At 68.2% G+C, this 13,402-nt stretch carries 14 protein-coding genes; 8 read left to right on the forward strand and 6 right to left on the reverse strand.

The annotated features are described in order from the left end of the window. Positions 1-276 precede the first annotated feature (276 nt). Positions 277-1,383, forward strand: coding sequence for an NDMA-dependent alcohol dehydrogenase (locus F8568_RS05570; RefSeq protein ID WP_151592038.1), 1,107 nt, complete (start codon positions 277-279; stop codon positions 1,381-1,383). Positions 1,384-1,485: 102 nt separating this feature from the next. Then, positions 1,486-2,235, forward strand: coding sequence for a GntR family transcriptional regulator (locus F8568_RS05575; protein WP_151592040.1), 750 nt, complete (start codon positions 1,486-1,488; stop codon positions 2,233-2,235). A gap of 61 nt (positions 2,236-2,296) precedes the next feature. Here F8568_RS05575 and F8568_RS05580 read toward each other — a convergent pair whose 3' ends face one another. From F8568_RS05580 to F8568_RS05595, 4 genes are all read right to left on the reverse strand, one after another. Continuing rightward, a complete protein-coding gene (locus F8568_RS05580) occupies positions 2,297-3,763 on the reverse strand; it encodes an aldehyde dehydrogenase family protein (protein ID WP_160573515.1) in 1,467 nt (488 codons plus the stop codon). 29 nt (positions 3,764-3,792) lie between these two features. Next, positions 3,793-5,154, reverse strand: a complete 1,362-nt coding sequence (locus F8568_RS50205; protein WP_202124521.1) for a cytochrome P450 — start codon at positions 5,152-5,154, stop codon at positions 3,793-3,795. Beyond that, positions 5,057-6,679 (reverse strand): aldehyde dehydrogenase family protein, encoded by a 1,623-nt coding sequence (locus F8568_RS05590; RefSeq protein WP_236008394.1) that lies wholly within the window; start codon positions 6,677-6,679, stop codon positions 5,057-5,059. Before F8568_RS05590 ends, F8568_RS50205 begins: the two co-directional genes overlap by 98 nt. A gap of 80 nt (positions 6,680-6,759) precedes the next feature. After that, positions 6,760-7,779, reverse strand: coding sequence for an alcohol dehydrogenase catalytic domain-containing protein (locus F8568_RS05595; protein ID WP_160573516.1), 1,020 nt, complete (start codon positions 7,777-7,779; stop codon positions 6,760-6,762). A gap of 120 nt (positions 7,780-7,899) precedes the next feature. Between F8568_RS05595 and F8568_RS05600 the strand changes: the two genes are divergently transcribed. The 5 genes from F8568_RS05600 to F8568_RS05620 all read left to right on the forward strand — a co-directional run bounded on the left by F8568_RS05600 (position 7,900) and on the right by F8568_RS05620 (position 10,753). Continuing rightward, on the forward strand, positions 7,900-8,313 hold the full coding sequence (locus F8568_RS05600) for a cobalamin B12-binding domain-containing protein (protein ID WP_236008395.1): 414 nt from the start codon (positions 7,900-7,902) through the stop codon (positions 8,311-8,313). 36 nt (positions 8,314-8,349) lie between these two features. Continuing rightward, on the forward strand, positions 8,350-8,934 hold the full coding sequence (locus tag F8568_RS05605; RefSeq protein ID WP_151592050.1) for an SDR family oxidoreductase: 585 nt from the start codon (positions 8,350-8,352) through the stop codon (positions 8,932-8,934). Positions 8,935-8,996: 62 nt separating this feature from the next. Next, complete coding sequence (locus F8568_RS05610) at positions 8,997-10,292, forward strand: cytochrome P450 (protein WP_151592052.1); 1,296 nt, start codon at positions 8,997-8,999, stop codon at positions 10,290-10,292. A 29-nt stretch (positions 10,293-10,321) separates the two neighbouring features. Continuing rightward, positions 10,322-10,516 carry a ferredoxin gene (locus F8568_RS05615; protein ID WP_151592054.1) on the forward strand — a complete coding sequence of 65 codons (195 nt, stop codon included), beginning with the start codon at positions 10,322-10,324 and terminating at the stop codon, positions 10,514-10,516. A gap of 6 nt (positions 10,517-10,522) precedes the next feature. Continuing rightward, positions 10,523-10,753: a hypothetical protein gene (locus F8568_RS05620; RefSeq protein WP_151592056.1), complete on the forward strand. Its 231-nt coding sequence runs from the start codon at positions 10,523-10,525 to the stop codon at positions 10,751-10,753. An 80-nt stretch (positions 10,754-10,833) separates the two neighbouring features. On the opposite strand, the gene F8568_RS05625 is transcribed toward F8568_RS05620, so the two are convergent. Further along, positions 10,834-11,670: an AraC family transcriptional regulator gene (locus F8568_RS05625; protein ID WP_151592058.1), complete on the reverse strand. Its 837-nt coding sequence runs from the start codon at positions 11,668-11,670 to the stop codon at positions 10,834-10,836. A 21-nt stretch (positions 11,671-11,691) separates the two neighbouring features. On the opposite strand from F8568_RS05625, the gene F8568_RS05630 reads away from it, so the two are divergent. Next, positions 11,692-12,276, forward strand: coding sequence for a class I SAM-dependent methyltransferase (locus F8568_RS05630; protein ID WP_202124522.1), 585 nt, complete (start codon positions 11,692-11,694; stop codon positions 12,274-12,276). Between the two features lie 75 nt (positions 12,277-12,351). Here the strand turns inward: F8568_RS05630 and F8568_RS05635 are convergent, their stop codons facing one another. Continuing rightward, positions 12,352-13,176, reverse strand: coding sequence for an SAM-dependent methyltransferase (locus F8568_RS05635; RefSeq protein WP_151592060.1), 825 nt, complete (start codon positions 13,174-13,176; stop codon positions 12,352-12,354). Positions 13,177-13,402: the final 226 nt, after the last annotated feature.

A 13,402-nucleotide genomic window follows, 5' to 3' on the forward strand; every position in this document is an offset into this window, starting at 1 on the left:
CCGCCGTCGTAGCGGGTAACGCGAATTGAATTCTAGTATCCAGGATCCGTCAAGCCGGAAGATGCTCTCCGGACTCTTGCCGCGACAGCGCCGATGGCATGCACGGACCCCGGACCAGCGGGTTCGTCCCAGGTCCTCATTGATTGCGTCCTGAGTCCTGGATACACTCCGCCGTGTGAAAGGGCGGCCGATCGTAAGGCACGCGGGTGCTGGTGACCGCCACGCCACCTATCTCCCGATCCATCCCGGCTGACCAACTCGACCAAGGAGCCGCTCATGAAGACCAAGGCCGCCGTCCTCTGGGAGCCTGGCAAACCGTGGAGCGTGGAGGAGGTGGACGTCGCCGAGCCAGGCCCCGGGGAGGTCCTGGTCAAGATGACCTACGCGGGTCTGTGCCACAGCGACGACCACAACGTGACCGGCGACTTCCCCGGCGTGGCGCCGCTGGTGGGCGGGCACGAGGGCGCCGGTGAGGTGGTCGCCGCGGGCGAGGGGGTCGACCGGGTGACGGTCGGTGACGCGGTGATGCTGCTGGCAACGCCGGCATGCGGCGTGTGCAGGTTCTGCTCCTCCGGACGCAGCTACCTGTGCGACGCCAACGCCGACGTGCTGGCCGGCCTGCGCCCCGACGGCAGCGCGCCGTTCGCGTCGGGGGACCGGAAGATCGGTGCCTACGCGCAGCTGGGCACGTTCGCGGAGCACACCGTCGTCCGGCAGACGCAGCTGCTGCCTTACGAGCGCGACATCCCGGACGCGTGCGCCGCGATCGTGAGCTGCGGCGTGGTCACGGGCTACGGGTCGACCGTCCGGGCGGCGCAGGTGCGCCCCGGCCAGACCGTCGTAGTGGTGGGCGCGGGCGGCGTCGGCATGAGCGCGGTGCAGGGGGCCCGGATCGCCGGCGCCGCCCGGATCGTGGCCGTCGACCCCCAGCCGTTCAAGCGCGAGCAGGCGCTCGAGTTCGGGGCGACGCACACCGCCGAGTCGATGGAGGAGGCGGCGCCTCTGGTCCGGGACCTGACCCGGGGCGTGATGGCCGACGCCGTGGTGCTGACCGTCGGCGTGCTCGACGGCGAGATGCTCGCCCCTGCCGACCAGTTGACGGCCAAGGGCGGCAAGATCGTGCTCACTTCCGTCGCCCGCCATGACGACGACCGCCCGCGCCTGCCGCTGAGCCCCTTCCTATTGTCGGCGAAGTCTCTGATCGGTGTCGTGTTCGGACTGACCAACTCGGCGGCGGACGTCAATGCGATGCTCGACCTCTACCGTTCCGGCTCGCTGCGGCTCGACGAGATGGTGACCCGCAAGTACTCGCTCGACGAGATCGCGGCCGGATATGAGGACATGCACGCCGGCAAGAACCTGCGCGGAGTGATCGAGTTCTGACGGGCGGGGGTCGCGACTCGGCGGGGACGCACTGGGATGCCTCATCCAGTGCAGGCGGTAATGTTGGCCGGATCCGTCGGTGCTGGATGAGGAGCCGAAGACGTGGCCGAGACAGAACGCGACCCATTTCCCGTGAAGCTGCTGGGGCGCGCGCAGACACGGCTGGCCGACGATGTCGCGCACGTTCTGCGGGACCTCATCCTGCGCGGCGAGTTGGAACCCGGCTCCCGGCTGCTGCAGATCCAGCTCTCCGAACGGCTCGGTGTCAGCCGGACTCCGCTGCGGGAGGCGTTCCGCATACTCGAGCGGGACGGCCTGCTGCGGATCTCCAACGGCAACAAGACGGTGGAGGTCGTCGAGCTCGGCAAGGAGCCGCTCATCGAGACCTACCAGGTGCGGGAGGTCATCGACGGGCTGGCGGCCCGGCTGGCGGCCCGCCGCGAACTGTCCGGCGAGCAGCGGGACCGGATCGAGCAGGCGATCAAGAGGATGGAATCGGCGGCCTGCTCGACGCTCGACATCGCCGCGCACAGCGAGGCGCACGCGGAGTTCCATCTGGCGATCATGGCGGCCTCGGGCAACTCCAGGCTCAGCGAGTACGAGCCGATGGTCCGCATCTCCAGCCAGGTGCAGGTGATCCAGCTCCTGCAGCGCGACGACACCGGCCAGTCAGCGTCGGCCCTGCACGACGCGGTCAGGGCGGGGGACGAGCACCATCTGAAGATCTTCGACGCGATCGTGGCCGGAGACGCGCGCGCGGCCGAGCGTGCGGCGATCCAGCACATCCGGACGACGATCAAGTTCCTGGAAAATCTTGAGGCGAAGGGCGGGACCGGCAAGGCAGCCGTCTGATCCGTCCAGGCGACTGCGGGCCACGGAGAGTACTCCTCCGGGGCCCGCAACGTTCGCGCGGTCAGGGTCTCGCGACGTACGGCTTGCCGTCCAGGAAGACGGCCTTGCTCTCCACGTAAGGGTCGATCCCCTCCGGGCCGAACTCCCTGCCGACGCCGGAGGCCTTGAACCCGCCGAACGGAATCCCTATGTCGACGGTGAAGCCGTTGTTGAAGTGCACCGAGCCGCTGCGCAGCCGTTTGCCGACGGCGTTCAGCTGGTCGGTGTCCTCGCCGAACACAGCGGCCGACAAACCGTAGCGCGTTCCATTGGCGATGGCGACGGCCTCGTCGAGATCGTCGTAGGGCAGCACCGTCAGGACCGGGCCGAAGACCTCCTCCTGGGCGATCCTCGCGTCCGGCTTGACCCCGTCGACGATGGTCGGCTGGACGTAGTAGCCCGTCGTGATACCGTCTGGGCGCTCTCCACCGAAGACGACGCGCCCTCCCTCGTCGCGGGCGGAGGCGATGAAGCCCAGCACCCGCTCGTACTGCGCCTTGCCGGCGAGCGGACCGATGTCGGTTCCGGCGTCGCGCGGATCACCGACGACGAGCCTGCCGACCTCCTCGGCGACGGCAGTGGTGATCTCCTTGGCCCGGTCGCGCGGCACGAGCAGCCGGGTCATCGCGGCGCAGGCCTGCCCGTTGTTGAGCGTGAAAGCGGGCGGGACCGCGACGCGCAGCCGGTCCAGGGACGTGTCCGGCAGCACGATTCCCGCCGACTTGCCGCCCAGCTCGAGCGTCACGCGCTTGAACAGCGGCGCCGCGGCCGCTGCGATCGCGGCACCGGTGACATCGCTGCCGGTGAACGCGATCTTGTCCACCCCGGGGTGGCGCACGAGCCGTTCGGAGGCCTTGGTGTCGGCCGCGAACACGCTCAGCACTCCCTGCGGCAGTCCGGCGTGCTCGGCCGCGTCGCCGAAGGCGAGCAGGCTGAGCGCGTTGAGCGGGGACGCCTTCAGCACCATGGTGCATCCCGCCAGAAGTGCCGGCACGAGCTTGCTCCCGGCGAGGCTGAAGGGCGCGTTCCACGGCACGATCGCCGCGACCACACCGATCGCCGCTCGCACCAGCAGCGTGTTGACGCCGGTGACGCCCTGCCGGTGCTCAGTCCAGGGATAGTCCTGGTAAACGCTTTCGAGGTACCGGGCGTGGCCGGCCGCGCCGAGCACGCCGCCCACCGCGAAGGCCCTCGGCAGCCCGATCTCCTGCAGCAGCTGCTCACCGTACTCGGCGGCGTGCTCCTCGAGGTAGGTGGCCAGGCTAAGGAGGACGTCCATGCGCTCTGCGCGCGACATGCGCGGCCACGGCCCGGAGTCGAAGGCTGCGCGCGCCGCCCGGACCGCTTCGTCCACCGCGTCGGCCCCGCCGAGCGGCGCACGGGTGAAGACCTGCTCCGTGCTCGGATCGACGAGGTCGATGTGCTCATGCGGCGCGGGAGCGGCCCACCTGCCGCCCACGTAGATCTTGTCCCGCCCTGCGGCGACCATTTGACCCTCCGCTTCTGCCATGCCCGGCCTCAGGCCAGGATCAAGTTGAGCCGGTCGACGCCGCGGACGGAGCTGAACCGGTACTTCGGGGGCGCCGCGGGATCCAGCCGGTAGTCGGGGATCCGGGCGTGCCACTCTTCGAGCGCGATGGCAAGGACGCGGCGGGCGAGGTGCATGCCGAGGCACCGATGGGGTCCCACGCCGAAGGCGAGCTGCCCGCCGCGAATGCGCTCCAGATCGAGCTTGTCGGGGTCCTCGTGCGCGCGCGGGTCGAGGCCGCTCATGCCCCACGCGAGCATGACCTTGTCTCCGGGCCGGAACGTGACCCCGTGGCGTTCGACCTCCTTCACCACGAGCCGTGCCGTGGTCAGCACCGGCTCGTGCCGGAGCAGCTCTTCCGCCAGCCGGGGGACCACTTCCGGCTTCGTGGTGATGAGGCCGCGCTCTTCGGGATGCTCCGCGAGCCAGGCCCAGGACAGCCCGAGCGCGCTCGTGGTCGTGTCGAGACTCGCCATCATCGTCACCATGGCCGCGTTGGTGATCTCAGGCAGGGTCAGCGGACGTCCCCGGTAGGTGCCGGTCATGAGATGCGCGAGCACTCCCGGCGGGCCCGAGCCACCTGCCGCGCGGCGCTCCTCAACGATGTCGGCGAAGAATTGACGCACCGGGTTCGAGGCGGCCACGACCTCCGCGTCGGTCTGGGCGTTGGGCAGTGCGTCACGCACGAACCAGTTCTTGAACGCGATGAACTCCGAGAGCTTCTCCCGCTCGATGCCGAAATGGAGCAGGAACGCTTCGGCGGGAAGGGTCTCCGCCAGGTCGGCGATGACCTCGCAACGGTCCCCGCCTGCGATGCGGTCGACCAGTTCCACGGCGACGGCGCGGATCCCGTCGCTGATCGCGGCGATCGCTCCGGGGTTGAAGGCCTCGGCGAGCGTCAGCCGCCAAGCCCGGTGGTCGTCGCCGTCGAGCTCGAGCGGGATCTGCCGTTCGCCCTTCTCGAAGATCGAATGATAGGGGATGAGCGGCTCGAGGTTGGAGAAATACTCGGGTGATCGCGCGGCCCAGGCGACGTCCTCATGCCTGGTGAGGATCCAGTACCCGCCATGGGCCTCGGAACGGACGATCGGCGCGGACTCGCGGATCTCCTCCCAGACCGGAATCGGATCGGCTTGCAACCACGGGGCGTAGGGCGAGAAACTCGCGATGCGGTCGGCAGCGGTGACCGGGCAGGTATCGGCGGCCTGTCCCTCCTGGGCTGCAGACACGATCAGATCCTTCCTTCTCTTCTCATCAGTGCCTGATGGCGCCTGCCGGGGCGCTGATGACGCGGGCTTCGGTGAACGATTCGAACCCGCCGACGCCGTATTCGTCGCCGACGCCGCTTTCACGCATCCCACCGCGAGGGGTGTCGACGCCGTAGTACTTGGCGCCGTTGGTGTCGACGATCGCGGTGCGAATGCGCTGCGCCACCTCGAAGGCCCGCTGCGGAGAGGCGGACGACACGGCGCCGGCGAGGCCATAGCGCGAGTTGTTGGCGATCGCCACCGCCTCGTCGTCGTCGGAGTAGGGGATGACCGCGAGGACCGGGCCGAAGGCCTCCTCCTGGGCGACATAGGAGTCTGGGTGGACGTCGGCCAGGACGGTGGCTTCGACGAAGTAGCCGTGTGGTGCGTCGGGCCGGCGTCCACCGGCGACCAGGCGCGCTCCGTCCGCGATGCCGCGTTCGATATGGCCGAGCACCTTGTCGCGCTGTGCGTCGCTGATGAGCGGGCCCATGTGCGTGGTCGGATCCGAGGGGTCGCCCCACGGGACGGCCGCGGCCGCTTCCGCCGCGACTTCCAGTCCCTCTTCGTAGCGGGAACGGGGGAGGAGCAGCCGGGTCAGGTTGGAGCATCCTTGGCCCGCGTGCCGGGACATGCGCAGGACGTTGGCCCGGACCCCCGCGGCGATGTCGGCATCGTCAAGGAGGATGTTCGCCGACTTGCCGCCGAGCTCCATGACCACGTTCTTCGCGGTCTGGCCCGCCGAAGCCGCGATCATCCTGCCCACCGCGGTCGAGCCGGTGAAGGTGACCATGTCGACACGCGGGTCGGCGACGAGGAACCGGCCGAGCTCGTCGGAGGAGCCGGTGAGCACGTTCACCACACCGGCGGGGATGTCGGTCTCCTCAGCCACCAGTTGCGCGAACAGGTTAGCCGTCCACGGGGTGAGCGGCGACGGCTTGAGGATCACGCAGTTGCCCGCCGCCAGCGCCGGGCCGAGCTTGAGCATGATCTGCTGGTACGGGTAGTTGTAGGGGGTGATGGCCGTCACCACGCCCACCGGATCGCGGATGACGAGGCGGTCACTGACACCCGCGGCGGTGGTCACCGGGTCCAGCCAGGTCCGGTACGGGTAGCCCTCGGCCAGGCCCGCCCAGTACTCGATCTCCTCGGTCGTCGTCTCCAATTGCAGGTCGCGGGTCATCACGATCGGGCAGCCCACCTCTGCCACGAGGACCGCGCGGAAGCGTTCCACCGCCTTCCGGGCGGCCTGCTGGAGCTGACGCAGGCATCGGGCGCGAAATGCCGGATCGGCCGCCCACGCGCCGTCATCGAACGCCGCACGGGCGGCCGCCACGGCGTGCTCCGCATCCGCGGTGCTCGCGTCCGGTGCGCCGCCCAGGACCTTTTCGCTATAGGGGTCGACGTTGTCGAAGGTGGCGTTCCCCTCCGCCGGCACGAGTTCGCCGCCGATCAGGAGCCGGGCGTCGAGGCCGACCCTCTGGTCGACACCGCCGCTGTTCGCCATGGCCATCACGTTCTCCTTCGGGCTCCGCTCGGTTCGGCAGGGAGTCAACGGCGCGGCCTCGCGATGCGGTGGCTGGACGGCCGCCTGACCGATGCCTTCGACGGTCCTCTCCGCCGACGACATGACCCCTCCTCACCGATTTCAAGGCAATCCTACATCCAGGATCCTTTGCGTGCCCGGTCGCGGGAGCATCGACCGGCCGGCTAAGGGAGGACGACGGCTCGGCCGAGGATCCGTCCCGCCTCGACCGCGTCGACGGCTTCGGCCGCTCGATCGAGGGGATAGCACTTCACCTCCGGCCGGATTCCGGTGCGGCGTACGAGTTCGAACAGCTCCGCCAACTCGGTCCGCGACCCCGCGGACACACGCCGGAGCGCGACCTCGGGCATGAGGCGACCGGCCGAAGTAGCTTCGAAGCCGAGCGCGCCGCCGCCGAGCCCCGCGACGACGATCGCAGAGCCGCGGTTGGTGACCTGTGCCGCCAGATCCAGCGTGTCGTCCGCGCCGACGAAGTCCAGTACGACGTCGATCTCCCGCCCATGCACCAGATCTCTCACCGCGTTCGCCGCGGCGGCGCCCGCTGGGACGACATGGTGCGCGCCGAGCCGGGCCGCTAGTTCGAGCTTCCCCTCATGGGCGTCCACGGTGATGACTTCGGCTTCGGTGGTGGCGAGGACCATCTGCAGTGCGAGATGGCCCAAGCCGCCGACACCGATCACCAGCGTGCGCGACCAGTCGTCGGTCAGTGATGCGGCTGATCGCACGGAGTGGAACGCGGTCAGCCCGGCGTCGGTCAGCGGGGCTGCCGTGGTGGCATCGAGGCCGGAGGCGTCGACCAGGTTTCGCGCGGGCACGACGACGAATTCGGCGAGGCCGCCGTCGGTGTGCGTGCCGATGCCGCGATAACCGGTACGGCACAGGTTGTCGGCACCGCGCTTGCATGCCGAGCAAGAACCGCACCCGCGCAACACGTAGACGGCGACCTGGGAGCCCGCGGCCCAGTCGCCGCCGGGGCCGGCCTCGCGGACGACGCCGACGATCTCGTGTCCGAGCGTGACGGGAAGCGACATGCCCAGCATCGGCGGGGCCTGTCGGATGAACACATCGCTGTGGCATACGCCGGTGGCGGCCACCTGCAGGAGGACCTCCCCGGGGCCGGGTGCGGGATCGTCCGTCTCGACGAGTTCCGTACGTCCGGGCGCGAGTACTTGGAAGGCGCGCATGTCAGGCGGCGGTCGGTGGTGCGAGGCCGACATCGGTGAGCATGAAGGCATGCTACATCCTGGATTCAATTGCACCCTGGTATAACTAGGATCCTGGATGCATTCGATGGAGGGATGGCGATGACCGGTGGGCAGCGGCCGATCCGGGTGGTGGTCGGCAAGCCGGGGCTGGACGGCCACGACCGGGGCGCGAAGGTGGTGGCCCGCGCCCTTCGCGACGCCGGGATGGAGGTGATCTACACGGGCCTTCATCAGCGCCCCGAGCAGATCGTGGCGACGGCGTTGCAGGAGGACGCCGACTTCGTCGGGCTGTCGGTGCTCTCCGGGGCGCACATGACCCTGTTCGGTCGCGTGCTGGAGCTGCTGCGAGACGCCGGTGCCGAGGATGTGGTCGTTTTCGGGGGCGGCATCATCCCGGAGGCAGACGTCTCGCGGCTGAAGGAAATGGGCGTCGGGGAGATCTTCACCCCGGGCGCCGGGATGGCCCAGATCGTGGACTGGGTGCGGAACCGGCGAGAACGACTCGCCATCTGAGAGGGCCGCGTGGTCGCGGCGGGGTGAGGAGCGACGATGCAAGACTTCCTTTTCCGGCTGGGGACGGCCGTGGTGATCGGTGCGAACGATCCGGTCGCCGAAACCATCGCCACGAAGTTCGCCGACCGCGGTTCGAGGGTCGTGCAGGGGCGATCTTGGGGTGACGCCCTGGCGCAGCTCGATCCGGGCTCCGAGGTCCACACGTTCGTGGCCCTCGCGCGAACGCGAACTCCGGACATCGGCGCGCTCCTGGACCTGCTGACCGCCGTGCTGCCCCGGTTGAGGCACGCGCAGGGCAGCGTCCTGGTGGTCACGTCCTCGCAGTGCGCGAGTGAGACGAAGGGCGACCTGGACGAGGTTCTGCGGGAGATCGCCGCCATCGAGCGCGCTCACGGGGTGAGGGTCAACCAGGTGGTCGCCGGGCACCTTGCGGACGACCTTCTCGCATTGGACATGCCACCTGAGTCGAGGCTGACGGGGACGCTCGCGGACGTCGCTGAAGCGGTCTGCTTCCTGGCAAGCGATCGTGCCGGCTACATCAGCGGGCAGTGTCTCGCCGTCAACGGCGGAGCGCCTACGGGCGAGCGCAGGGCGAAGGTGGACGCCGCGCGTAGTGGTTAGCGACCTGATCGGTCTCGCTACCCCCGCGTCAATGCTTTGGACCATCGCAAAGTGGAGACTCAATGGCTGAGACGGACCCGCGTGAAGCGGCCGGGGCGACGAGCTGGGCAGTAAGTGCGGGCGCGGAAACTGAAGGAACCGCTCACGCACATTGCCCGGCCTGGGTGCGCGACCTCAACATCTGGACTGACGAGGGTCTTCACCGTGACCCGTACCCCCAGTACGCCGAATTGCGCAGCTACCCCATCGGGCGAAGTGACCGCCTCGGCGGCTACTACGTCATCTCCCGATACGACGACGTCCTGGCCGTCCTCCAGGACGCGGTCAACTTCTCGAACGAACATCTCTTCGTTCCGCCGACAAGAGACCCGTCCGGCAGGCGGATCCCCATCGAGCTGGATCCGCCGGAGCACGGCCTCTACAAGAGGATGCTCGCCGGCTTCTTCTCCCCGCAGTGGACGCGCCGGTTCGAGCCGACGGTCCGCGGCATCGTGCGCGACCTGCTCGCACCCCATGTCGGTCGCTCCGAATTGGAGTTCATGTCGTCCGTCGCGGTGCCGCTGCCGTTCCGCGCCATGGCAGTGGCGTTCGGGCTACCGCCCGGCGACGCTGACCTGCTGCGAGGCTGGGACGACCAGATGCGGTCGGGCACCAGCGACCTGGACGCTCGCAAGCGGGCCTCGGCGTCGGTGCGGGTGAAGCTTCTCGGCTATTTCGCCGACCTGACGGCGGCCCGGAGGGCCGAACCGATCGCGCCTGCCGATGGGCTGGTCGGCATGGTGGACGCGCTCGTTGCGGCCCGGGTGGGGGAGGACAAGCGGGAGCTCGAGCTCGATGAGATGGCCAACATATGCGTGACCATGTGGAACGCCAGCCTGCACACGACCGCGAACGTGCTGGGTAACACGATGGTGCACCTGGCGGCTCGCCCGGATCTGCGCGACCGCCTGGTGGCAGATCCATCGGTCATCCGAGAGGCGCTAGAGGAGCTCATGCGCTACGAGTCCATCGTTGCGCAGGCACGGCTGGTGCGGGGCGAGGTCACCGTCGGTGGCAGGGCGATGCGTCCTGGAGACCACGTCGTGACGCTGACAGGCTCCGCCGGCCGCGACGCCGCCGTCTACGAGGATCCCGATTCGATCGACTTCGACCGGCCGGTCAAGAAGCACCTGATGTTCGGTGCCGGGCTGCACCGGTGCATCGGTTCGCATGTCGCGCGGATGGAACTGCGCGTCGCGCTCGAGGAGATCCACGCGACCTTCCCGCACTACCGCGCCGATCCCGCACGTCCCTCCCGCCGGCACACCGGGCTCGAGCGCGGCACCGAGAGCCTTCACCTGCTGCTCGGTGCCGCCTGATCTGTCTCACGACAAGGAAGAGACTGCTGATGAAGGTCACCGTTCACGCCGACCGCTGCATGGGGCACGCGATGTGCAACGCCGTCGCGCCCGAGGTCTACGAGATCGACGACGACGGCTACAACGTCATGGGCACCGTCGAGATCGAGCCGGACAAGGAGGCCCTGGCTCGGCAAGGCGCCGCCGCATGCCCCGAGCGGGCGATCGAGGTCACCACCGACTGACGCGCGATGCCCCTGCAGCCGCTGCTCGTCAACGATGCTTGGGATCGCATCGACGCCGCAGCCGAAAAGGGCGACCGGAAGCCCATCGAGTTGGAGACCTTCTTCATCGGCCAGGTCGTCGGGGGATTCACTGAACTCCGCCCGGCGGGCGAGATCACGCGGCGGATCGCAGCAGACTGCGAGCGGCGCCTGCGTGACCTTGCGCGCATCCTCGACGCCACCGCCGGGCCGGTTTGATCCGGTCCGTGGACGACGTGCGGCCGCCTCGCTTCGGCGCGGCCGCACGTTCCTCTGGTCGGCTCTAACGAGGAAGCCGCTCAGGCCCCGCGGTGACCGGACGATGAGTGTCGGTACCGGCTGGGGCTCTGTCCGGTGTAATCGGTGAAGGCTCGCGCGAACGCGCCGGCATTGTCGAAACCGACTTCGGCGGCCACGCTGAGGACGGTCCGCTTCGGATCGTCGAGCAACGCCATCGCCCGGATCAGCCGGCTACGTCGGAGATAGGTCCGCCAGGTCATTCCAGCGACGGTCGCGAATCGCCGGCGCAGCGTGCGTTCGGACACCGCCACCGCGACGGCCACCCGTTCGACCGTCGCCGTGCCCAAGTGATCGTCGGTGAAGCGCATTGCCGCCGCTACGACCGGGTCCTCGCTCACCGGCAGATAGAACGGAGACTCGTTCTCCAACCAGCGTTCGACTAGACCCGCCAAGGTCGTGAAGTACGACACCGCAAGAGCATCCTCGCAGGTCCGGTCGATGGGCCAACGGGCGCCGAAGAGGATCATCTCGCGAAAGACCGGTTCCACCCTCAACACTCGCGCCTGGTCCGCCATGCCGCTGATCAGCTCCCGATCGAAGAACAGCGATACGGTGCGCACTTTGCGCAGGATGGTGTTGTGGGGGAGGCCGGCAGGAATCCATACGGCCTGCTGGGGCGGTGTCAAATATCGAGCGGTGGCGGTCTGTACCTGCACCGCACCTTCGGATGCGTACTCGATCTGATGCTCGTCGTGCACATGCCATCCCGAGACAAAGTCGGTGGTGATGTGCGGATAGGTTCCTGCGCTCACCGGCGAGGCGGGCGGCCGCAATGGCACCAGGCGTGGCATGGCCGGAGAAGCGGCAGAGGTGACCGTTGCCGCAGAGACGGTCATGACCGGCGATGGTACTCATGAATGGTGAACAAACGCCACCTCGAATACCTCGCCGGACCACAGTGGGCCGAATTCCTGCGGTCCCGGCTCCGGCCATGGCTAATGGAGGCCGGGGATCTCAACGGCGACGTGCTGGAGATCGGCCCCGGCCCGGGTCTCACCACGGACATGCTGCGCGCCAATGCCGCGTCCGTGACCGCCGTCGAAGTCGACCCGCAACTGGCCGCCGCGCTCGCCGAGCGGCTCGTCGGCACGAATGTCCATGTCATCGCGGGGGACGCGAGCAGGGTCTCGCTTCCCGAAGCCCGGTTCTCCACTGCTCTCTGCCTGTCCATGCTGCATCACGTGCCCTCCGTCCGCCAGCAGGACGATCTGCTCGCAGCCGCCCAGCGCTCCTTGCGTTCCGGAGGCACGTTGATCGGTGTCGACTCCCTCGACACCGAGCGAATCCGCGCTGCACACGAAGACGACACGTTTCTGCCCATCGACCCGGAAACCCTCCCCGCCCGCCTCGAAGCGGCCAGCTTCACCGGCGTGGTCATCGACTATGGGGGCACCTACCAAAGCGTCGGCGATCAAGTAAGGTTCGTCGCTCGCAGACCCTGATGACCATGAGCCCGGCGTATGGATGTGGCGATCAATCGGCCCTTGCGCTGATCACGGAAGGCTGTCGCAGCCGGGTCACGGTTTCCGAGCGAGCCCTCCGACGATGAGCCGCTGCCAAACGTTGGGCTCGTCGTCGGCCGGCTCGTCCGGGTGCCATTGGCATAGCGGTACGATGCCGGGTTCGATCAACTCGAGGCCAGTGAAGAACGCGCCGATCTCGTCAGCTTCCCGCCAGCGACCGCGACCGAATGCCTGCTGCAGCTTCGCCTCGATCTCTTGAGCCTCGGGCCTGTTCTCCCGATAGAAATGGGTGATGAAGAAATAGCTGCCGGAGGGAAGGGCATCGCGAAGGACGGCCATGATGCCGCCCGGATCCTCCTCATCGAGGAGGTGGTGCAGGATGGCGCACAATATGACGCCGACCGGACGGTCGAAGTCGATCAGACGCCGGGTGGCGGGATTGTCGAGGATCGACTGCGGTTGTCGGATGTCGGCCTGGATCACGGTCGTGTTGTCGTTCTCGTCGAGCAGTGCGCGTCCGTGGGCGAGAACGATCGGGTCGTTGTCGACATAGACGACATGGGCGTCGGGAAGATGGCGATGAGCGACCTGGTGGACGTTCTCTGTCGTGGGTAGACCGCTGCCGATGTCAATGAGCTGTCGGATCCCGGCCCTCTGGACGAGATGGCGTACGGCCCGGCCAAGGACCTTCCGGTTGTCGACGGCGATCGTCACGGCGCCGGGAAGCTGCGCCTTGATGATGTCGCCCACGGCCCGGTCGGCGGCGAAGTTGTCCTTTCCGCCGATCAGGTAGTCATAGGTCCGGGCGATGCTCGGAATCGTCGGATCGATTCTCGTCGGCGTCCGGCCGTCCTGCCCACCGGTCTCGGAGGTCTTCATGAGGTCGCTCCTTACGTGGGTTCGCCGCCTGATCGGCCGCCCGGAGGGAATATTCGATGCCTGGGACATATCGCTCTCGTCCGCCGTGGCAATGGTTCATGCTACCAGGGCTGCGTATCCTGAATCTCGGATTCAAGTGTAAGAGCATCTGAGGCGATCGCAGAACTTTGGGACTTCCCGCGTGAGGGGAAGCGACGATCCGCTGTACTACCTCGTGGCCAGGACG

Origin of the sequence: Actinomadura physcomitrii (genome assembly GCF_008923205.2) — a bacterium.
In the GTDB taxonomy this organism is placed as follows: domain Bacteria; phylum Actinomycetota; class Actinomycetes; order Streptosporangiales; family Streptosporangiaceae; genus Spirillospora; species Spirillospora physcomitrii.